At 53.3% G+C, this 22,257-nt stretch carries 15 protein-coding genes; 9 read left to right on the top strand and 6 right to left on the bottom strand.

Annotated features, from left to right (window positions below):
- Nucleotides 1-226 precede the first annotated feature (226 nt).
- The 6 genes from G461_RS0122180 to G461_RS0122155 all read left to right on the top strand — a co-directional run bounded on the left by G461_RS0122180 (nt 227) and on the right by G461_RS0122155 (nt 9,263).
- Nucleotides 227-1,387: a glycosyl hydrolase gene (locus tag G461_RS0122180; RefSeq protein ID WP_026973500.1), complete on the top strand. Its 1,161-nt coding sequence runs from the start codon at nt 227-229 to the stop codon at nt 1,385-1,387.
- 232 nt (nt 1,388-1,619) lie between these two features.
- Nucleotides 1,620-2,561, top strand: a complete 942-nt coding sequence (locus G461_RS25200) for an AAA family ATPase (protein ID WP_425393855.1) — start codon at nt 1,620-1,622, stop codon at nt 2,559-2,561.
- A complete protein-coding gene (locus tag G461_RS25195; RefSeq protein ID WP_051333765.1) occupies nt 2,548-3,498 on the top strand; it encodes a DUF58 domain-containing protein in 951 nt (316 codons plus the stop codon). The genes G461_RS25200 and G461_RS25195 overlap by 14 nt, the downstream gene beginning before the upstream one ends.
- Nucleotides 3,495-5,432: a transglutaminase TgpA family protein gene (locus G461_RS0122165; RefSeq protein ID WP_026973499.1), complete on the top strand. Its 1,938-nt coding sequence runs from the start codon at nt 3,495-3,497 to the stop codon at nt 5,430-5,432. The genes G461_RS25195 and G461_RS0122165 overlap by 4 nt, the downstream gene beginning before the upstream one ends.
- A gap of 78 nt (nt 5,433-5,510) precedes the next feature.
- On the top strand, nt 5,511-7,373 hold the full coding sequence (locus tag G461_RS0122160) for a TIGR00341 family protein (RefSeq protein WP_026973498.1): 1,863 nt from the start codon (nt 5,511-5,513) through the stop codon (nt 7,371-7,373).
- Between the two features lie 285 nt (nt 7,374-7,658).
- Nucleotides 7,659-9,263 carry an RCC1 domain-containing protein gene (locus tag G461_RS0122155; RefSeq protein ID WP_026973497.1) on the top strand — a complete coding sequence of 535 codons (1,605 nt, stop codon included), beginning with the start codon at nt 7,659-7,661 and terminating at the stop codon, nt 9,261-9,263.
- A 245-nt stretch (nt 9,264-9,508) separates the two neighbouring features.
- On the opposite strand, the gene msrA is transcribed toward G461_RS0122155, so the two are convergent.
- The 4 genes from msrA to G461_RS0122135 all read right to left on the bottom strand — a co-directional run bounded on the left by msrA (nt 9,509) and on the right by G461_RS0122135 (nt 15,715).
- Nucleotides 9,509-10,153, bottom strand: coding sequence for a peptide-methionine (S)-S-oxide reductase MsrA (gene msrA / locus G461_RS0122150; protein WP_026973496.1), 645 nt, complete (start codon nt 10,151-10,153; stop codon nt 9,509-9,511).
- Nucleotides 10,154-10,259: 106 nt separating this feature from the next.
- The gene (gene glnS, locus G461_RS0122145) at nt 10,260-11,927 is read right to left on the bottom strand and encodes a glutamine--tRNA ligase (RefSeq protein WP_026973495.1); all 1,668 of its coding nucleotides are present in this window, start codon (nt 11,925-11,927) and stop codon (nt 10,260-10,262) included.
- A gap of 191 nt (nt 11,928-12,118) precedes the next feature.
- The gene (sohB, locus tag G461_RS25190; protein ID WP_035481139.1) at nt 12,119-13,144 is read right to left on the bottom strand and encodes a protease SohB; all 1,026 of its coding nucleotides are present in this window, start codon (nt 13,142-13,144) and stop codon (nt 12,119-12,121) included.
- Nucleotides 13,145-13,258: 114 nt separating this feature from the next.
- The gene (locus G461_RS0122135; protein WP_035481137.1) at nt 13,259-15,715 is read right to left on the bottom strand and encodes a VolA/Pla-1 family phospholipase; all 2,457 of its coding nucleotides are present in this window, start codon (nt 15,713-15,715) and stop codon (nt 13,259-13,261) included.
- Between the two features lie 135 nt (nt 15,716-15,850).
- Between G461_RS0122135 and G461_RS0122130 the strand changes: the two genes are divergently transcribed.
- Both G461_RS0122130 and G461_RS0122125 read left to right on the top strand, forming a co-directional pair.
- Nucleotides 15,851-16,609: a YciK family oxidoreductase gene (locus G461_RS0122130; RefSeq protein WP_026960573.1), complete on the top strand. Its 759-nt coding sequence runs from the start codon at nt 15,851-15,853 to the stop codon at nt 16,607-16,609.
- A gap of 62 nt (nt 16,610-16,671) precedes the next feature.
- Complete coding sequence (locus G461_RS0122125) at nt 16,672-17,565, top strand: LysR family transcriptional regulator (protein WP_026973493.1); 894 nt, start codon at nt 16,672-16,674, stop codon at nt 17,563-17,565.
- A 10-nt stretch (nt 17,566-17,575) separates the two neighbouring features.
- Here the strand turns inward: G461_RS0122125 and G461_RS0122120 are convergent, their stop codons facing one another.
- Nucleotides 17,576-19,411, bottom strand: a complete 1,836-nt coding sequence (locus G461_RS0122120; protein WP_084429486.1) for a glycerophosphodiester phosphodiesterase — start codon at nt 19,409-19,411, stop codon at nt 17,576-17,578.
- Nucleotides 19,412-19,820: 409 nt separating this feature from the next.
- Between G461_RS0122120 and G461_RS0122110 the strand changes: the two genes are divergently transcribed.
- On the top strand, nt 19,821-20,783 hold the full coding sequence (locus tag G461_RS0122110) for a TAXI family TRAP transporter solute-binding subunit (RefSeq protein ID WP_026973490.1): 963 nt from the start codon (nt 19,821-19,823) through the stop codon (nt 20,781-20,783).
- A gap of 21 nt (nt 20,784-20,804) precedes the next feature.
- On the opposite strand, the gene G461_RS0122105 is transcribed toward G461_RS0122110, so the two are convergent.
- The gene (locus G461_RS0122105) at nt 20,805-22,211 is read right to left on the bottom strand and encodes a cobyric acid synthase (protein ID WP_035481163.1); all 1,407 of its coding nucleotides are present in this window, start codon (nt 22,209-22,211) and stop codon (nt 20,805-20,807) included.
- Between the last annotated feature and the right edge of the window lie 46 nt (nt 22,212-22,257).

Below are 22,257 nucleotides of genomic sequence, written 5' to 3'. Positions count from 1 at the left end.
TATCTGCGTATGCTCGACTTAGGTGCGAGATAATAGCATTTGCGCTGCTGTCCCCCTAGCCTATTCTCGCTTCGCTAGCATCTAACAGCTATCGTTTGCAGGGCTTTCTTTTGATGTCTCCGTAACTGCCCGTATCCAATCAGTCAGTGAACTACTTAACATGTTTATTTCTAGTCAGAGGACCGCCTTTTTGTTAATTTAATCATTAACTAAACTAGGAGGTACCATGTTGAAGAAAAGGATTTTTTCGTTAGGTGTTAGTTTGGCTTTAACCATCGTTGTATCGGGATGTGGCTCGTCGAGTAGCGATACTTCGCCAAGCAATCACGTTAGTCTTACCCTGGATCGCAGCACTATCGATGACACCCCTTCAAACCCCAATGCCAATGATGACGCCGCTCGTATTCTCGCGTATTTAGCGGATTTGTCGACGAATACCCGAGAAGGCGTATTAGCTGGTCAGCAAGCTGGTCACGGCAACCAGATTGTTGATGACGAAAACATCATGGGCTTTGCTCAAAACGTGGAAAGGCTTTATGAAGCGACCGGCCAATGGCCTGCGGTTCTGGGACTCGACTACGGGCACGACGATTGGTACACCCAAGAGGAGCTATCTATCGGTAATCAGGTGCTCATCGATCATTGGAACCAAGGGGGCTTGATAATGCTCACCTGGGTGCCAATGAACCCTTGGGATCTCAGCCAAAACAAGTATACCGGCGATGTAGATATGACGGCGCTGTTCGATCCAGACTCTGAGGTATACGACATATGGATGGCTCAGGTCGATAACGTCGCGACAGCGCTCAAAGAACTGCAAGATGCTGGCGTTACTGTGCTGTGGCGCCCTATGCAGGAGTTAAACGGTTTCTGGTTTTGGTGGGGGGCACAGGGCACTGACTCTGAGTCAGTGTATAAACCAGTCTTTCGAGAACTCTATCGCTACTTCACAGAAGACAAACAGCTCAGCAACCTGCTATGGGTTTATGCCCCCATTGGTCGTTGGCATGTTGACAGACCGGTGATGAGTGATTACCCCGGCGATGACGTTGTAGATATAGTTGGGCCAACCACCTATAACAACGAGCTGGATATTCCCGATTACCTCGACTATTTAACATTCAACAAGCCTTTGGCGATGACAGAGCTGGCTGGCTATCATACTGCTGTCGAGGGCGCTCAAGGTGAGTTTGACAACATGCAATATGTAACTCGCTTACCCAGCGATTATCCCGCGGTGTCTTTCTGGATGAGCTGGCACAGTTGGTACAACGGCGACGGTACCTATACCCACATGTCTATCGTTGCGAACGAGCACGCCAATGAGATGATGAATCACCCTGACATTATCACTCTGGAAGAGTTGAACTGGCGTGATACGCCATAATACATGTGGGAAGGCGAATGCCTTCCCCTTACTCCGCCCTCACTGCTCACACCATTACTGGCACTATTTAGACCACAGAGCTGTCGACGACTATTCATCGCGCCAATGTCTCGACTTTTCCTCAAGACACTGTTTTAACTACCTCTGCTTTCAGCACTTTTAGCTTAGAAACCCGCCACCTCTCCTCGGAGTAGGCTAAGTTTTTACTATTCCCTATCACAAAGGAGGTGCTGTGGGGGCGTTTGGATTAAACACAGCCACAACGGAATCACTTCACCCAGAGCTTCAGACTGTTTATAGCCAGCTACAAAGCCAACTACTGGGCAAGTCCGCGGTGATCAAGCAGGCTATGGCCTGCTTGCTGGCCGGTGGGCATTTGCTATTGGAAGACTTGCCCGGCGTGGGCAAGACCAGCTTGGCCAAGTGGCTCGGTAGTAGCTTTGGCATGAGCTTCCAGCGGATCCAGTTCACCAGCGACCTGTTGCCCGCCGACATTATTGGGGTGTCGATTTTCGAGCAGAATGAACAAGCCTTCCACTTTCACCCCGGTCCGCTATTCCATCAGCTGATTTTGGCCGACGAGCTCAATCGCGCCAGCCCTCGCACCCAAAGTGCATTGCTGGAGGCCATGGAAGAAGGCCAGGTCAGCGTGGATGGTGTAAACCACACACTGCCCAGCCCCTTCTTTGTTATTGCAACCCAAAACCCCCACGAGCAACTGGGTACCTTCGAGCTGCCCGAATCGCAACTGGATCGCTTTGCGATGCGCCTTAGCATCGGCTTTCCCGATGCCGATAGCGAGCTGCAGATGCTCAAGCAAAGCAATCACGCGGCTCGCTCAGATAGCCCATTAGTGGTTGAACAACTACCGCAACTGCAAGCACAGAGCCAGCAAGTGCATGCGAGCGATGCCCTGCTCGGCTACCTGCTCCGGCTTATCCATGCCAGTCGCACACTTGAGCATGCCCGCCCGCTCTCTCCGCGCTGCTCAAAAACACTGCTGGCGTGCGCCCGCGCCTGGGCATTTATCCATCACCGTCAACACGTCGAACCAGAAGACTTACAAGCGGTATTTGTGGCAGTAAGCGCCCATCGGCTAGGACGCGGAGAGCAAGGTGTGCAGTTCGCCAGCCAACTGCTAGACGGTGTGGCCCCCTACAATGATCTCGAATAGCAAGCGCCGCCTGTTTGACCGCGAGCGCTGGTTAAGACGCAGGCTTCCTCCTGAGGCGTCCACCCAGCTGGGACGGCGCAACCTGTTTATTTTGCCCACCGGTTTTGGCAGCTGCTACCTGATTGGGGTGCTGGTGCTGTACTTGCTGTCGACCAACTACCAAAACAACTTAGTGCTACTGATGGCGCTGTTTCTGCTGGTGCTCTGGGTGGTAACCTTGCACCTATGTCACCTCAACCTGTCGGGGCTGCAAGTCACGCGCAAAGCACGCCCTCTTGGGCTTGCTTGCGACACATTGGTGTTGGAGCTGCAGATTCACAAACCCGCTAGCCTGCGTGGTTTGGCGCTGGAGGGCTCAATTAACGAGCTTAGCGACCAGCATTGGCTGTTGGACGGCGATCATGCCAGCCTCAGTTACACCCTCGACCAACGAGGAGTATTTCCACTGCCCAGGCTAAAGCTCTACAGCAGCTTCCCCTTTGGGCTGTTTCGATGCTGGACCTGGCTCGATTTAGACTGCGAGAGTTTCGTAGCGCCGACGCCAGAGCCCGGTTACCCCTGCCCACGCGGCGGTGAGCAAGAAGCTACAAACCACACTACCCAAAGTCATACCCTGCAAGACGAGTTCGCCGGACTTGTTCCCTACCGCTCAGGTGAGCGCTTAAGCTTGCTCTCATGGAAGGCCTTAGCGGCCGGGCGCGGCCTTCAGCGCAAGAGCTTCGAATCCTACCATTCGCAAGCACTCGTACTGGACGAAGCGAGTTTACAGCAGCTTGAGCGAGAGCTTCGTTATCGGGTGTTGTGCCACTGGGTGTTGCAACTTAGCCAACAAGGACAGCGTTTCTCGCTCAGCGTTGCAGGCCAACAGCTCCCAATGGGTGAAGGCGAAGCCCATAAGCAGGCGGCATTAGAGATGCTGGCGAGGGCGCCGCGATGAGCCCCTTCAAGCCTACCCCGCAAACGCGTGACCAGCACAAGGCTATATTGACATACTTACCCCTTGGCAAGGCACAATCTCTGCTTTTTCTGCAGTGTTTTTTCGCCACAAGCCTACTGCTTTGGTCGGTGGCGCCGTTGTGGCTGTTAGCAACGGGAGGCGTGCTTGGCCTGTGGCGCTGGCGCTTAAGCCAAGGGCGCGCGCCGGATTGTTCGCGTTGGCTCAAGCTACTGATCACGCTAGCCATGGCGCTTTTAACTATCGCCAGCAGTTGGCAGCAGGGGCAATTCGAGATCGCTGTCAATGTAGTGCTGCTTGGCTACTGCCTAAAGCTTATCGAGCTGCGCCAGCGCCGCGACTTGCAAGCGTTTGTCCTATGTGGCTGGATTCTAGCTGCCCTAGCCCTGCTGCTTAATGTCGCGATTATCTACGCAGTGCTAGCGTGCATCAGCCTGCTGCTGCATCTGCTGTTACTGCTTAGCATTGATGTGCCCTTATCATTGCCGCTGCTACGCAGGCTTGCACTGTGGAGCGGCTCAGCCCTGCCGCTAACCGCGGTGTTGTTTGTAGTGTTGCCACGGCTTGGCCCATTGTGGCAAATGCCAACGCTGCAATCAGCCACTACCGGATTATCCGAGCAAGTGCGGCCCGGGGATATCAGCCAACTTATCCGCTCCGACCGCTTAGCCTTTCGCGCAACCTTTGATACCCCGCAATCAAGTTTACAACAGTTCTATTGGCGCGCCTTAGTGCTCGACCAGTTCGACGGGGAAAGTTGGTCGCGCAGCACTCACGCTAAGCTATTACGCACATCGGGCGAGATTAGCTGGACTGCAGGCGGTGTGCCCTACTCGATTATCTATCAGCCCAGCGATGGCGTGTGGGCACCGAGCCTTTGGCCCAGTGTGGTATCGCAAGGTGCACTTAGGCTGACCCGCGACAACAGCTGGCAACGCCGAGCCAACATTAACCAACGCAGTCAGGCATCGTTTGTTTGGCTAAGCGATGCGCCAGATGAGACACTCGCGCCAAGCCTGTTACGCCGGCTAAGCACCCTTCCCGCGAACACCGAGCAACGAATACTTAGCCTTGCCGAACAGTTCGCCGCAGCCCCTCAACCCTTAGCTGCCATGCGCGACTGGTTCTTACAAGCGCCCTTTGGCTACACCCTGAATCCGCCCGTCTATCCGGGTAGCCAAGGCTTGGGCGATTTCCTGTTCGAGGGCCAACTAGGATTTTGCGTGCACTACGCGCAGGCGGTGGTGGTGCTGGCCCGCAGCATGGGCTATCCGGCTCGGATGGTTGCTGGCTATCTTGGTGGCGAGTGGAACACCCAGCGTACGGTGATCACCGTACGTGACTACGACGCTCACGCCTGGGCTGAGATATGGGTGGAAGGCAAATGGCAGCAGATCGATCCAACAGGCTGGATCGCGCCCAAGCGAGTGCAACTGGGCCTGCAGCAAAGTGCTGAGCTAGCCACACAATGGCGCGCGCTGTCGCCGCTCGGTAGCCGCCTGTGGTACAGCCAACAGCTGTTGGCACTGCGCTCCTTGCTCGAACGTGCCGACTATCTGTGGGCGCAGTGGGTAGTTAACTTTGATAGCAATCGACAAAACCGGCTGCTCGATGAGTTGCAGCGCCGGTTTAGTTTAGACAGCTTGCTGGCATTAAGCTTGGGCCTGCTATCTACCGCTGGCGCCCTCACCTTGTTGCTGTTCGTTCGCCCTTGGCAGTGGCGTGTACCCGATCTACCATTGTTGCGACTGAGAATGCAGCTAAGTTATTGGCGACTAAGGGGAAGGCAGCGCGCGCCAAACGAAACCTTAAAGCAGTTTTGCCAGCGCCTTCGCACTGAAACTCCTCGCGCCACAAGACGCTTGGAACTAGCGGTGGATGCCTACTATCGCAGCCGTTATCACAGCAACACATAAGCAAGTAACAGCAGGCCAAGGCGGTGTTTGCTTGCGCAAGTCAGTAACACCACTCAATTTAATGCACAGGGACGTGTAATGGTCGATTTAGTGATTTATGACGAGTCAGAGTTTAGTGAGATTGAGCAACAGCTCTCCGCCCTGCTAGAGCACCGAGAGGCGTTCTTCCTCCCGTATACAAGCTCGCTTGAGGTGCCTGAACAGGCGTGTCAGATCTGCTGGCTGTTTCTTAGTGATGAACAGCTACGCAGTACGCTGCCTTTGTTCCTTGCCAGTGAAACGCAACTTGCGGTGCTGCCCCACCCTAACGCGGCCATGGCCAGTAAGGGCTTAGCGCTGGATAGCAAGTTAGATCAAGCAGTAGATCACTACCTGCAGGTAGAACCAGAAGCCGTCGACTTGCTTATGTGTAATCAACTACCGATTCTTCAGTCGGTGACCATCGGCGATATGTATGGCTTTGTTCCCGGCGCTGAAGTATCAGGCTTTAAGGCCAAACTGCTCAAATTTAAGCACTACATAAGCAAACTAAGCAGCATTCAACCGAAGGCCTATCATCTAACCACGCGTAATAACGAAGCATTCTGTACAGCCGCCGTTGGGATAACAGTGGTAGAGCACGGCCGAAACTCTACCATTGGAAAACGCCTGCTGAGTGACTCCCACCTTAACGACGGCATGTTTCATATCTTGCTCTTAGCGCCACGCAGTGTGATGGAGTTACTCGCTGTGATGCTAGTGGCACTGTTTGCCCGTCAACAAGCCACCTTGCCACGCAGCGTGGGCACGCTCAAAACCGACGAGCTAAAGATTGCCTGCGATCCGGGTATAGAATACAGCCATGATGGAACCAGCATGTGTTCACGCGAGCTCAGCTTTACCAACCACCCTCGAGCGCTGCAGTTGCTGCCTTCGAGCAAGCTAAGTATTGAACGAGCGGCTACCCCGGAAAAAGAATCGCGACGCCTGCAACACCTACCAAAAGGCGAAGGCATCACAGAGCTTTGCGCCAAGCCACTGCGCTGGGTCGCCCACGCAGCTCAAGATGACTTCCGAGAGCTCTACCAAACCCTAAGGGAGCAAGCGAGCCCCTCGCCGGTGTTCCTCACCTTAATGATCCTCTCGACCTTACTCGCCTCCTTGGGGCTGTTCGCCGACTCACCGCCGGTGATCATCGGTGCGATGATCCTCGCCCCACTGATGGGGCCAATCATCTCGCTGGCCATGGCACTCGCACGGCAAGATGAGAGCTTGCTTAAAGGCAGTATCACCACGCTAAGCACTGGCTTGGGGTTAGCCCTGCTGTTTGCAGTGCTGTGCACCTGGTTGCTACCACTGCAACACACCACCAGCGAGATTGCAGCGCGAGTAAGCCCAACCTTGTTAGACCTTGGCGTCGCCGTGATATCCGGTATCGCGGGCGCATATGCCCATGCGCGTGCTGCTATTACCAAAAGCTTGGCTGGGGTGGCCATCGCCGTCGCACTTGTTCCGCCGTTAGCGGTGGCGGGGATTGGCTTGGGATGGATGGAAGTTGAGCTAGTCGCCGGTGCATTGCTACTGTTTCTGACCAACTTAGCTGGCATAGTGTTGGCCGCAGCCGCAACCTTTTTGGTACTCGGCTTTGCCCCCTTCAAACGCGCCCGCAAAGGTTTGCTGTTCTCGGCTTTAGCGGTTGCTCTTGTGAGCGTTCCGCTGGCCATTAGCTTCAACAAAATGGCGCAGAAAACTCAAGTTAACGAGGCTCTGGAAGGCCTTACCAGCGGCAAAATTATGATTCAGCGAGTACAAGTGCTACAAGTAAATCCGCTTACGATTAAGCTCGATATCGTCAGCTCTACACCACTTGAGGCTGACGATTATCGCGAGTTAAAGCAACTGGTTGAACAACGGATTGGCGAAGGTGCAGAGCTTCAGGTAGATAGTTCTTTGCGTTTGTAAGTGCCGGATGTTCATTGGGCAACCGCAAGTAGAAAGTAAAAAGCTCAATACAATCATATCGATAAGCATTGGATGAAGCCAGGCCGCAACCAATAGACACGCTTCAGCCTAGTTTTCCCACCTACACCATCCTCATGCACTGAATACCGACACCTTAACCACACATAATGTCGCCACTTAAGCCCATGACGATGCCATGGGTTGCATTAGGTCTGATTTCTGAGATCATGTGCTACAATGCTGCTGGTTATCTGTCACAACTAACCAACATCTAAATCGCTCTATATGAAAACCTGCTTAGTACCATTGATTGCAATTACACTAATCGCTTGTAAATCAAGCGATAACAGTAATGACGAAGTCACACCGCCTCCGGCCATCCCCCCACAAATCAAAAACATCGAAGTAACTGGTGATTACTACAATGTCACCGCTTCAGCTGAATGTACAAACTGTAACGGAGAAATTACGTATGAATGGTTTTACAATGGCCTAAGTCTAGGGGATGGGGCCTCACTTGATATTCAGCCTATTTTTCGAGATCAAAGTCTTCATTTGAAGGTAACTGCGTATAACGAAGACCTTAGTGAAGATTCTGTTGTTGTCGCTCGTCCTAACTACGCGACTGATTTTTATTTACACAGTAGTGGTTTGGTTGCTAAGCGACTAGATGGAACCTACTTCGGTATCGGGCGGGGTATCTTGAGAGGTGTTGAGCTAGATAAACTTTACCCAGATACCGAACTGCTAACGATTCATTCGCTAAATCACACATTCCTAGCCGAGTATGAAGATGGTTCAACCTACGCATGGGGAATTGATTGGAACATCAGTGAGGTTGAGGACGAGTTGGCGCGCGGAATAAACTACACAACACACAACATATTTGCTAACGCAGCACTGATGGAAGACGGGAGTGTTGTTACTTGGGCAAGCGGGCCAATGTGCGGCGCAAACGGTTCTGACATGTTTGACGAGCTCTCTTCGGGTGTCATTGATATTTTCGCCTCAAGGTGCCAGTTTGCCGCGCTAAAAGATGATACGAGTCTGGTCGTGTGGGGTTATCACCTTTATGACGACGTGGAGGAGCTTAAATCAGGCGTAATAAAGGTAGTTCCTTATCACTGGGGGTTCTCAATTATTCGTGAGAATGGAAAAGCGATAACATTGAACCTTCAAAACGGTATTGAAGTCATCAGACCAGAGGTTGACCACGTTATAGACCTTCAGTCTACTTACGGCTCGCATGCAGCCCTTGATGTAAACGGTAAGGTTACCGTTTGGGGTTCAAACTATGATTGCGATGGTGACGATATTAGTGATGTAGAAGATCAGCTCGAAAGTGGAGTTGTAAAGCTGTTCTCTACATTCCGGAGTTTCGCAGCTCTCAAAGAAGATGGCTCCCTTGTTGTTTGGGGGTCAGCTGCAAAGTTTCTCGACGATGAAGTGCGTAAAGAGCTAGCGCACGATGTGGTGGATGTTCTCACAAGTCATAACCATATGACTGTTCTTAAGGCAGATGGCCGAATGGTGACGTGGCAAGGCCATGAGGCCCCCGATAACGTATATCACGATACCCTGACAATTACGTCTTCCCCCCATAGTTTTGCCGGTGTAGACCACGATGGCCGCGTGTTTACATGGGGTAGCACGATCGGTGAAGGAGACGATGGCAAAGTCGAAGAGGGCCTGAAAAGTGGGGTTGCAAACGTAATCAGCATGCCCGGACGCAGATCATACGACATTGGCAGCGATGCAAACTATATGTTTGCTATAAGGGAAGATCGTAAACACATCACTTGGGGACGCGAGCTAGAGTCAGAGCGCCACTATATTGAATCAATGCTTGATTATCATTGGTACCTTGTTGAGCCTGGCCCTTATGAGTAGTTAATAAGTCATGTCACCTGATTGAAGTCTCAATGCTAACTCATCTGAGACTTCTCTATTTTTTTCGGGCCTTACCAGATGATGGCATCGCACAAAAATGGATGAGCAGTGAACTCCGTTCGATGAAACGCCGCCAACATACAACGCGAGGCGGCAATGAAAGACATATGAAGGATTAACAGATAGATGGCTAACGTGCCGACGCTGCACCTACAACACGAGCAGCGCCCTAGCTTAGACGTGGCCTACCCTTGCAACGAAGGCGGCATACACACCCCTAGCCCGCCGAGCCCGCAATAGCCCTGCGGGTTCTTGTACAGATACTGTTGGTGATACTCTTCAGCAAAATAGAAGTTGGAGAACGCTGTTACCTCGGTGGTAATTGCCGATTCAACGCCCTGCTCGCTGAGTGCTTGTTGGTAATTGGCTAAGGCGGTTTCTGCTACTGCTTGCTGCTGCTCGTTGTGAACATACAAGGCTGAACGGTATTGGGTACCGATATCGCCGCCTTGGCGCATGCCTTGGGTTGGGTCGTGGTGCTCGAAAAAAGCGGTGACCAATTGTTGGTAGGAAATCTTGGCTGGGTCGAACACCACCAGCACGACTTCGGCGTGAGCGGTATCACCGCTGCACACTTCTTCATAGGTGGGGTTGGGTGTAAAGCCGCCACCATAGCCAACGGCGGTGGATACGACGCCCTCTAGCTGCCAGAACAGGCGTTCGGCGCCCCAAAAGCAACCTAGTGCGAAGTGGGCGATTTCATAATTGGCATCATAGGGAGGCAGCATGTTGCTACCGTTTACCGCGTGAGTTCCGCTGATATCGAGGGCGGTGTCGCGGCCAGGCAAGGCTTGGCTTGCGTTGATTAACTCGGTTTTACCCATTTCCATGTCCTCTTACTGCTATCTGGGATATAGACCCGCAGATAGTAAAAAGTAGCTCACACTAATTACCTAGGGAGCTACTTTTTAGTTTTTACGTCAGGTGTATATACGCTTATCCAGCGATTTTGGCCCAACTGTCGCGCAGACCGACGGTACGGTTAAATACCAGTTTGTCTTTGCTGCTGTCTTTGTTGTCAGCGCAGAAATAACCCTGACGCTCGAACTGATAGGCCACTTCGGCTTCAGCGTTAACCAGCGCAGGCTCAACCACACCTTTGAGCACCACCAAAGACTCTTCGTTTAATACAGTGGTGAAGTCTTCTTCAGCCGCTGGGTTTGGCACGGTGAACAGGCGGTCGTACAGGCGGAATTCGGCCTCTACCGCGCCCTCTGCCGCTACCCAGTGGATAACACCTTTTGGCTTGGTGCCGTCTTCTGGGTTTTTACCCAAGGTATCTGGGTTGTAGCTGCAGTACACGGTGGTGATGTTACCGTCGGCGTCTTTGTCGCAGCGCTCGGCGGTAATCACATAGGCGTTACGCAGGCGTACCGATTTGCCGATTACCAAACGCTTGTACTTCTTGTTCGCTTCTTCGCGGAAATCATCACGCTCGATGTATAGCTCACGGCTAAATGGCATCATGCGTGATCCCATCTCTTCTTTGCTTGGGTGCAACGGACCTTCGACTTGCTCGACCTGCCCTTCTGGGTAGTTTTCGATAACCACTTTCAGCGGCTCAAGCACGGCCATGGCGCGAGGTGCGTTCTCGTTTAGCTCGTCGCGTACACAGGCTTCCAACATCGGCATCTCTACCATGTTTTCCATCTTGGTCACGCCAATGCGCTTACAGAACTCGCGGATAGACGCCGCGGGGTAGCCGCGGCGACGCAGACCGGCAATGGTTGGCATACGAGGATCGTCCCAACCATTTACATGCTTGTCGACTACCAATGCATTCAGCTTACGCTTGGACATCAAGGTGTATTCCAGGTTCAGACGAGAGAACTCGTACTGACGTGGCTGACACTCGATGCTGATATTCTCGAGAACCCAGTCGTACAGGCGACGGTTATCTTGGAACTCCAGGGTACACAGCGAGTGAGTGATTCCCTCGATGGCATCTGAGATACAGTGGGTGAAGTCGTACATCGGGTAGATGCACCACTTGTCACCGGTTTGGTGATGGTGAGCAAACTTAACCCGGTACAGTACTGGATCGCGCATACACATAAAGCTTGAGCTCATGTCGATCTTGGCGCGCAGGCTACACTCACCTTCTTTGAACTCGCCAGCTCGCATCTTCTCGAATAGCGCCAAGTTCTCTTCCACCGGTGTGTCGCGGTATGGGCTGTTTTTACCCGGCGCGCTCAGGGTGCCACGGTACTCGCGGGCTTCTTCCGGAGTCAGGAAGTCCACATACGCCAGGCCTTTTTCGATCAACTCGATGGCATAGCCATACAAACGGTCGAAGTAACCCGAGGAGTAGCACACCTCACCGCTCCATTCGAAGCCAAGCCATTTCACGTCTTGCTGAATGGAGTTTACGTAGTCGATGTCTTCTTTCTCAGGGTTGGTATCGTCGAAGCGAAGATTACATTGACCCTGGTAGTCTTGAGCGATGCCAAAGTTCAAGCAGATCGATTTTGCGTGACCGATGTGCAAGTAACCGTTGGGTTCAGGTGGGAAACGGGTGTGAACACTGGTGTGCTTCCCGGTTTTCAAGTCTTCATCAATGATTTGACGAATAAAGTTGCTAGGGCGTTTTTCCGCCTCACTCATCGCAAGCCTACCTATCTCGTAACTACAGAATTTAATTGGAGTATATTCGCTGAATTAGCTGACTGTGACAAGGGCTGGCAAGGATGTTGATAGGCTCAGGTGAGCGTTTGCCGATTATCTGCCCACCCAAAGCGAACAATCGATACAAAAACAGCGCCCTTGGGCGCTGTTTGACTCAATAAGCGAAGGGCTTACTTGGTCCAATCCCAAAGCGAGCTTTGAGTAACCTGTTTGACGCCCTGCTCTACTCCACTGCTGGCCGCTTGAGAAAGCTTCTCTGCCAGTTTTTTCTTGCCGTGGTATTGCAGTTGGATCACTTGATGATCAGCGTAGCTGTCCATCAGGTAGTCATCACTGGTGCGTAGCTCATCCACCAGCTCCAGATCCAGCGCTTGCTTACCGAACCAATGCTCACCGGTAGCAACTTTCGCCAAGTCGAGCTGTGGGCGGTTGCTTTGCACAAAGTCTTTAAACAGCTCGTGGGTTTCTTGGATTTCGGTGCGGAACTTATCGCGGGCAGCGTCGGTGTTCTCACCAAACATGGTCAAGGTGCGCTTGTACTCGCCGGCGGTGATCTGCTCGAATTCAATGTCGTTACGCTTGAGCACTTTATTAAAGTTAGGGATCTGGGCGATCACGCCAATCGAGCCGACAATCGCAAATGGCGCAGCAATCAGTTTGTCGGCAATACAGGCCATCATATAGCCGCCGCTGGCTGCAACTTTATCTACGGCAACGGTTAGCTTAATGCCCTTATCGCGCAAGCGGGTAAGTTGGCTGGCCGCCAGACCATAACCATGTACGACACCGCCACCGCTTTCCAAACGCAGCAATACCTCGTCGCCCTCTTGGGCAATCGCGATCACCGAGCTGACTTCTTCACGCAGACCCGCCACTTCTTTGGCATCGATGCTGCCTTTAAAGTCGATCACAAACAGCTTGGGTTTGCTCTCTTCTTTTTTCTCTTTCTTGGCAGCTTTTTGCTCGGCTTTAAGCTTCTTCTTTTGCGCTTTAAGTTGTTCTTTGTTCAGCAAACCATGCTGCAGTTTTTCGACGCCTTCTTTGTGGGCCTTGGAGAGATCTTTCACCTCAAGCTCACCGCTTTTGTGACGCTGACGGTTCGAGCTTGCGGCAATAACCACGATAAGCACAACCAACGCAACCAATACGGTAAGGGCTTTGGCTAAAAACAGACCATATTCGATAAGAAATTCCAAAAAGTTTCTCCTTTTTAATTATCTGCTCTGTTGTACCACAGCAAGCATGCAACTCCAAAACGACAAAGCCCGCAAACGCGGGCTTTAAGTGCTTGGTTTAACGTGGGTGGTAAACTACGGCGCGATAACGCTGCTATCGCTAATCAGCACGGTAGCACCGCCGGTCGCGGCAAAGGTGGCCATTTGGGTTTGCATCTCGGTGGTCACATCGATACCACCCGCGGTAGAAATCAAGCTGCCGTGGATCCCCTTGCTAAAGCGCACTGCGTGACTACCGGCTGCAGTGACCTCGGTAGTAGCCAAACCAAAATTGGCAATGAGAGGATCGGTACCCACTAAGGGTTGGCCCTCGACATTGTTAGGGATGGTTTGGTCACTGAGGCTGTCGGCGCCATCACCTACCACTTCGTGCAGCAATACCGGGCTAGTAATGCGGCTGGCATGAGCCAATGGATCGGCGCCATCAATCACGCTCTGTACCACACCCGAGAACACACTTAGGAAGGCTGGGAAGTTGGCCTCGATGAGAAACTCAGCAGCCTCTGGATTGGCTTCGCGGTATGCCTCAAACTGAGTCAAGGCGTCGTCGCCGGTAAAGCCCAAACCGTTAGCCACGAGGGTTAGGTAACCCTCGTTCTCTTTCAGGCCAGCTTGGATCTCTGGACCAAAGGTAGCGGAGTTCACGATAACCCCTGCCGCCGCTTGGCCCGGCACACTAAAGCCAGCACTGGTAAAGCTAAAGTCAGTACCAAAGCTCGCGGTGTAGTTGTTGGCCGTCGCAACCGCAGGGATAGCGACCATCGCGCCTAGCGACTGCCCCGCCAGATGCACATTTGAGCCATCGAGCTGGGCGATACCACTGGCGGACAACGCCGCACGCAGGGCCAAGATGTCGGCACCAGCTTGTCGTACGTTATCGCGAATGCTTAAGGTGCTTCCAAGGTTCATAAACACCAAGTCATCGGCGTTTGCCCATGCAGGGACCGCACTAAAGGTGGTGCTGGCATTAAACTCATCTACCCCATCCATATCCACATCGATACCGCGTGAACCATGGTAAGGCAAATCAATCGCCACTACGGCAAAACCAGCAGCGTTGTAAGCAGGCGCAATAGCCGAGGTGAGCTCTTTGATGGTGGAAATTCCATGCTGGAATATAACAACCGGCCAACCGCCAGCTGGCATGGTCAAACTGGTAAGGATGCTGGTATCCGGCAGGTACACATCAACAGTTAGGCTTGCGGTGCTTTTCACCTCGGGTACTGGGTTGTAAGCGGTCAGGTGACGGGCAAAATCGACCGGCACCGAGTCACCACTCTCGTTCATATAGGTCAAACCGGTTAGCCCCGAGGCGGCTAGCAGCGCGGCGGCTGTAGCTGTATCACCCGAGCCTGCAGCGATTAACACGGCGGTAGGGTCAAACCCTTGCATGGTCGCCTGCGCAGCAAAACCGGTAGCACTGGCAAGATCTGCAAAATCTGCGTTGCCTGATAGCAGTTGCAGCACCGCGACCGGACTGTCCGATTGCGCCTGCGCCCAACCGTTAACATCGGTCACGGTTGGCGCTGCAAGATCAGATAGATAGTACGGCACGCTTAAGGTGGTTTGGTAGTACATTGATGCCGCCATACTTGGCGTACTGGCACCTAGATAAGTGGTGGCGATATCTGCCGCGGTCAAGCCGGTGGCAGTGAGCGCCGGCATGGTTAAGGCGCTCACTGCCGCCATACCATCGTATACCTGAGCCACCGAGTCCAGCACCGCATTGGATGATTGAGTAGTAAAGGTCGCGGTGTAAATAACATCACTAACACCTTCCGCCGCCAGCAGGCCGTTATCCCATTGGATAAGCGAGGCGATGGACAGTGCAGTGCCGCTTAGCTCCGCCAACGAGGCCGTTGCCAGCTCTTCATAGGCTTCTGAAGCATGCACTGAGGCGCCGGCCAGATCCATCAGATCAGCATTCAGTGCAATTAAATACGAGCTCGCCGCATCGAAAGGCTTGAGAGGCACAATGACCAAGTCGCCGCCGGAGAAGCTGGCAACAAAGTCCTCGCCATAGTTCAAAGCTTCGTCGATACGACAGGTTTGGCCAGCACTAAAACTGCCGCCGTTTTCGGTTACATCACTACAGTCATCGGCAAAGCCGGATACGCGCGCCTTATACAGCATCACTCCGGCTGGGAAGGTGGTTTCGTCTAATGCCGAGTGGGTTAGCTCATCGTAATCTGCGTCGTGCTCACCGTAGGCCAGTGGGATTGAGATGGGCACCGACAACTGCCAGCCGTCCAACGCACCGAGTACCACACTCACATCCTGATACTGCGCAGCCATGGTTAACGCTGCTTCGTCTGGCAGGTTAACCGTTCCATCTAAGCTGCCAGAGAACAGCAGATTGTTCGGCGTGGAGACCACTCCGGCCAGCGGATCGAAGCTGATTTTTGCTGAGGGGGGCGCGACAGGCGTGGTATCATCTTCGAAATCAAACGGCGAATCGCTGCCTCCACATCCGCTCAAACCCAAACTCAGGGCAATCGCGAGACTACCGGCAGCCTTCGTAGTAAACGACATTAGCAATTCCTTCTGTTTCTGTTCACGTAACATGCACATTGCATTTACATTAATTTAACAGGTCAAACCAGAAGTGGTATTGTGATTGAAACATTTGTTTAAAGTTTGTGCTCTAGTGCACAACTAAGGAAGGATATGCACCCGATCGCCCCCCACCTCTATCAAGCCGCTGATAACTCTCTTAAAGACAAAGTGATTTTGGTCACTGGTGCCGGTGATGGCATCGGTAAACAAGCAGCACTCAGTTATGCGGGCCTAGGGGCCACGGTGATCTTGCTCGGTCGCACAGTGGCTAAGCTCGAGCAGGTCTACGATGAAATTGTGGCCGCTGGTGCACCAGAGCCGGCGATTGTGCCCCTCGATCTAAAAGGGGCTACCCGCCAGAACTATCTGGATATGGCGGCCACCATAGAGAGCCAGTTTAGTCGACTCGATGGCGCTTTGCTTAACGCCGCCAATATTGGCGTGCTCGGCCAGTTTAACCAGATCCCAGAAGATGAGTGGGACCTGATCATGCAGGTGAATGTAAAGTCCCAGTTCCTGCTCGCCCAAGCACTGCTGCCGCTGATGCAAAAATCCGCCAAGGCCTCACTGATCTTTACCAGCTCCAGCGTAGGCAAAAAGGGCCGCGCGTATTGGGGCACCTATGCCATCTCCAAATTTGCCATTGAGGGCATGTCGCAGACAATTGCCGACGAATATCAAAAGCTTGGAGTAAGGGTTAACTGTATTAACCCCGGCGCTACCCGCACCTTAATGCGCGCTACCGCCTACCCGGGCGAAGATCCGATGACCTTAAAGACCCCGCTGGACATTATGCCGACTTACTTGTACTTGATGAGCGACGACAGCGAACAGGTCACCGGCCAAAGTCTGGACGCCCAGCCCAAGTAGCCGACTCAGAGCCGGGCCGTACGCTCGGCTTCCTGCTCCCCCACCATCTGAGGTGAATGCTTATGTCTACCAGCCCGCGCGCCAAATCAACCCTCGAGCAATGGCGGATTTTTCAGGCAGTCGTAGAACATGGGGGCTACGCGCAGGCAGCAGATAAACTTAGCAAGAGCCAATCTTCACTTAACCACGCCGTGGCCAAGCTGCAAAGCCAACTCGGTATTCAACTGTTAGAAGTCGTTGGGCGCAAAGCTCAACTCACCGAAGCAGGCGAAGTAATGCTGCGGCGCAGCAAACTACTTACCGAAGGCGTACATGAGCTGGAACAGTTAGCTACTAACCTCGGCCAAGGTTGGGAGCCTCAGCTTACTATTGCCTATGACAAGGTGGTATCGCGCGCTTTAGTCATAAAAGCACTCAAGCGCTTCTTACCGGAGTGCCGTGGCACCCGGGTTAGAATGATGGAAACGGTGTTGTCGGGCACGGTAGAAGCCATAGAGCAAGCCAGAGCGGATTTGGTGATTACCGCCACCTTGCCGCAAGGGGTACTGGGCGAGTTTTTCGGCTATATCGACCTCATCCCTATTACCCACTGCAGCCATCCACTTGCCAGTGTGGATCAGTCCCTTAGCATCGATGAACTAAGCCAAGAACTGCAGCTAGTGGTTGCAGAGACTGGCTCGAAACCCCTGCCGTCTCGCGGCTGGTTGCTCGCCGAACAGCGCTGGACCGTGGAGAGTTTTGAAGCGGTGCTTGAGGTCCTGGCGCAAGGGATAGGCTTTGCTTGGGTGCCAAATCACCTAGCTGATGCGCAGGTAGCAACTGGGGACTACAAGGTGTTAAAGGTACAAGGCGGCGCGATAACCCGCCTTTCTGCCTATCTGGTTGCCCCGCAGCCTGAGCAACTCGGGCCAGCGGGTCAACGCATGAAGCAGCTATTGCTTGAGCAATCTAGTTAGAGCAACCGTGCTAGAAGCTTAGCCAGTGGCGCATAGCGTTCACCGCATGTTGTAGCTCGCTGCGCTCGCGGATCTGCTCCATCGTCTCGAGCACCATCTCCGGGTCATCGGTGATCACCCCATCTACGCCCAAGTAGAACAGACGCTCCACTTCGCTAGGCTGGTTTACCGTCCACACATAGACCTTTTGCTGGGCTTGGCTACTGGCGAGCAGACTCAAGGGGCTTAGCCAACGCTGGCTGACCATCAACATGTCGCGCTGCTGTTTAAACGGGCTAGCGCCGATACTGGCCGCTTCAATCAGCGCCAATAGCGGGGTATGTTCGAGGGGGAACTCGACCATGCGCTCAGCGGTGTACTCCAACAGTTGCGTATCCAGCGAGCTGATGATCACCCGATCCGGGTAGCCCACCAGCATCTCCAACAACGCATCCACCAGTGCAAGCGAGTCGTCATAACGCTTGAGTTCGATGTTTAACTTGATCTGCCCTTCAGCAACCGCTAACCAGTCTTCAAAGGGCAACGGCGCTGGTTTGTTGGCCTGCACAAAGGCTTGCTGAATATCGGCCAACGAGCTTTGGCTGACCACTAACGGACTGCGGGTTAGCCGGCCAAGATCGCGGTCGTGGATCACCACAATGCGACCGTCGGCAGTCAACTGAATATCGATCTCGGTAGAGGGTAGCCCCAGCTCGATCGCCGCTTGTAGCCCCTCCATAGAGTTCTCTTCTGCCATCCATCCACCGGCGCGATGGCCCATGACCTCGAAGCTACGGGCCTCACTAAACCAACCGAGCATATCCCGGTTGGTGGAGACCACCTGAAACGAAGCCAAGACAAAACCGGCTAGCATGACATAACGCACCAGAACGGGCACCCGACGCTCTTCACGGATCAGGTCTTGATGCTGATTAATACCAATCGCTCGGGTCCTGCGGCGTTGGATCCGGAAGTAGTAGTACTGTAGCGCCGCATAGAGCAGCGAATCGATAAAACTCAGCAGGTAACCAGTTAGCAGCATCGAAGCTACCAGCAGGAACACCCCCACCAACTGCTCATCACTGGGGCTGATCCAGCTGATGAGCCAGCGGATCACCCACACATAACTGGCAATTACAGAGGAGTAGATCACTGCCCGGAGCAGCAGCCAACTAAGGTTTAGCCCGAATATTTGCTTGAGATAACCTCTGCTTAGTTGGTTGGCAGTGCCAAGCATTTGCAGCAGCGGCTCGCGACTTAGCACCGCCAGCGGCAGCGCCAACCACCAGCTAAGCCAGCGACGCAGCAGCCAAACCGCGACGGGCAGCCCTACCACACTTAACACGCCCACATACAACCACAACGAACTGCGCTGCTGATCCAAGTAGAAGTTGATATCCCAATCGGCCAATAGTAAGCCAAACAATGCACGCCCTAGGAACAGCAAACACAAGGCCACGCCCATCAGCATCGCAGATTGCAGCAGCGCAAAACGCGCAATCAGCCACGCCCTGCCCAGCCAAATCTGAATCGCTTGGGAGACGGACTTGCGCTTATGATCATGCTGCGCCAGTAACAGCACGAACACCGCATGCTGGCAAAATGCGCCAAACAAGCTCATGCCGACCAGCCAGGTCGCCAGCAGGTAACCAAGCGGAGACAGGAAGAAGCCGAGCAAGTCCTCATTGGCCACGCTGCCTTCGCCATAAAGCTTCAGCAGCCCGCCGCTTACCGCCAGCGTGAGCGGCGCCATGGTTAACAGCCACAGTGATTGCACTGATACGAAGCCGGCAAACAACGCGACGCCTCGGTGTTTCAGGCTGAGATAAAAGTAGTGGAAGAAATGTCTAATTCGGCGAAAGTTCATAAGGCAAGATTCGATGATTGAACAGATTCGGTGAGTGAATAAAAGCAGCGCGAAGATGCTCACCGCTCGTCATGTGGGATAACTCGTTAAATGCGGAGACTGATAGTAGCAACACCACAAACCTTTTAATAGTAATACCAATCCATTTAGGTAACTGCGCATTCTTGCTGGTTAAAATCATTGATGACAGCGTCAACGCTTTTGTAATTAGCCCACTAGTCACGGCAAGCGCTTCCTCGTCCTCAATGACTTTCCCTGCGCATTCTCTGTTCATTTATCTATATGGATTGGTATAAGCAAATCAAAGCGAAGTGCGGAACACAAAACTGAGTTTATATTGTTAACAATGTAGACAGATGCGCGTGAAATTAGGTAAAACAACATGGCCGTCAACAACATAAGGATAGACATGCTGGCCCCTCGCGTTTTTTCACTGCTGATAGCCTCCGTTTTGCTGCTCACTACCCCACTCAAAGCCAATGAGTATTTGTTCATGGGTACCGGCAACGTCAGCGGTGTTTACTACCCCATCGGGAACGCTCTGTGTCGGCTAATGGAAGTTAACCAGACCCAACGCAAAATCAGTTGTACCGCGGAGAGCTCCGGCGGCTCCATCGACAATGTGTCCAACTTGCTCAAAGGCGAGGTAGACTTAGCCATCGTTCAATCAGACATTCACTGGCAAGCCTATTGGGGGCGTAACAGCTTTGCTCAGCAAGAGCGCTTTAGCAAGATGCGCTCGCTGATGTCACTGCACTCAGAAGCCATCACCTTGTTGGCCCACCAAGACCTTGAGCTAAGCACCCTGCTCGATCTCAAAGGCAAGAATGTAAACATCGGCCCCTCTGGCTCGGGCCAGCACACCACCATGCGTTTGATTATGGACTCGCTCGGTTGGCTGGAGCCACCGCAAGTCGCCCTTAGCGAACTCAAGCCCGACGAGCAAAGCCGTGCCCTATGCACCCGTAAAGTGGACGCGGTGGCTTACGTGGTCGGCCATCCCAACGTGTCTATCGACCAAGCCACCACCATGTGCGACTCCACCTTGCTGTCGTTTCCGGAGAGTGTGATTGATTCACTCACACAGGAGTACAGCTATTTCCGCCCGATTACCATCACCCCGGGGATCTATCAGGGTAATCCAACCAGTGTTTCCACACTCGGGGTAAGTGCCACCTTAGTGGTGACATCTGATATGTCCGAGCAGACTGCCTATAACTTTGTCGCAGCAGTAATGGAAAACCTCGATTATCTGCGCAGCCTGCACCCGGCGTTAGCGCAGCTCAGCGAAACAGAGATGGTGAAGGTGGGACTCTCTGCACCTCTTCATCCCGGCGCACTGCGTTACTACCGCGAGCACGGCTGGCGTTAGGCCAGCCCCTTCAATTGCAGTCTAACGGTCGATAATCGCATCTAACTGGCTTTCGAGCAGGCAGCACAAGCGGTCCAACTCTTGGTCGAGGTGTGCCTGCCAATCGCTTGCTACACCACTCCAGCCAAGTTGCCTTAACCACGCTTGGGTAAACACCTGGTTCTCGAACAAGCCATGCAGATAAGTCCCTGCAATGTTGCCTTGCTGCCAACCGGTGCCCTCTTCAATATATGCCTCAGCCATAGAGGTGGTGACAGAACTGCCAACGTGGATCTCGTAGCCCTCTAGCATATGTCCTTGCCACGCAACTTGCCGTTTTTCAGTAGTTTTACTAGGCGTAAGCTCGGTCTCGATGGGCAATAAGCCCAAGCCGCTAACGTCGCCGCCCTCTATCTGATGGGGATCGCGGATTGCACCGCCCAATAGCTGCATACCGCCGCAAATACCTAGCAATGGCTTATCGCTCGCGGCGAACTTCGCTATCTCCTTATCCAAACCGGTGTCACTTAAAAAGCGGCGCGCTACCGCCACCTGCTTAGCGCCGGGGAGTATCGCCGCGTCAAAATCACCAAGGGTCTCGTAACGGGTCACCGGTACGATATTAACGCCGGATTGGTAGAACAGCGGGTCAAACTCTTCGAGGTTGGAGGCAAAAGGGTAAGCGATTAAGGCAACGTTTAACTGTTTGGCACGCCAGCTATAGCGGTGCTTAAAGCTGTCTTCTTCCGGCAGTTGGTTGGCGGTATAGGGGATCACCGCAACAATCGGTACCCCGGTTTGCTGCTCAATCCACCGGTTGGCATCATCCAGCAGCGCCTGTTCACCGCGAAATTTGTTGATAACGAAGCCTTTGACCAATGCCCGTTCTTGCTCGCTCATACACTGCATGGTGCCAAGCAAATGGGCGTAGGCACCACCTCGGTCGATATCTACCACCAGATACACATCGGCCTTGCAGGCCAGCGCCACTTCCATGTTTACAATATCGCTTTTGCGCAGATTCACCTCGGCTGGTGAGCCGGCACCTTCAATTACGATTTGCTGATGCTTGGATTGCAACCTGCCGAGGCTACTCTCAACCGCGGGCCACAGTATGGCTTTGCGTTCATGCCAAGCGTGGGCATGGATATCATCCACCCGTTTGCCCTGCACGATCACCTGCGCTTGGGTGTCACAGTGAGGCTTGATCAACACCGGATTCATATCGGTAGTAGCCGCGACCTTGGCCGCTTGCGCTTGCAGGTACTGCGCGCGGCCAATCTCGCCACCATCGTCGGTGGCCGCCGCGTTGTTACTCATATTCTGGGCTTTGAATGGTGCGGTATCGACACCCCGCTGAACCAGACGGCGACACAGCAGCGCAGCAATCCAAGACTTACCTGCATCTGAGGTACAGCCCATTAGCATGATAGGTTTGTTGTTAGACATAGCTTGAAGCATGGTTACACGTTACCGCGAACCATAGCGAACTCAT

The organism is Aliagarivorans marinus DSM 23064 (assembly GCF_000429485.1).
Taxonomy (GTDB): domain Bacteria; phylum Pseudomonadota; class Gammaproteobacteria; order Enterobacterales; family Celerinatantimonadaceae; genus Aliagarivorans; species Aliagarivorans marinus.
The sequence above is the reverse complement of the archived record's forward strand: the minus strand, read 5'-3'. Positions and strand labels throughout refer to the sequence as shown.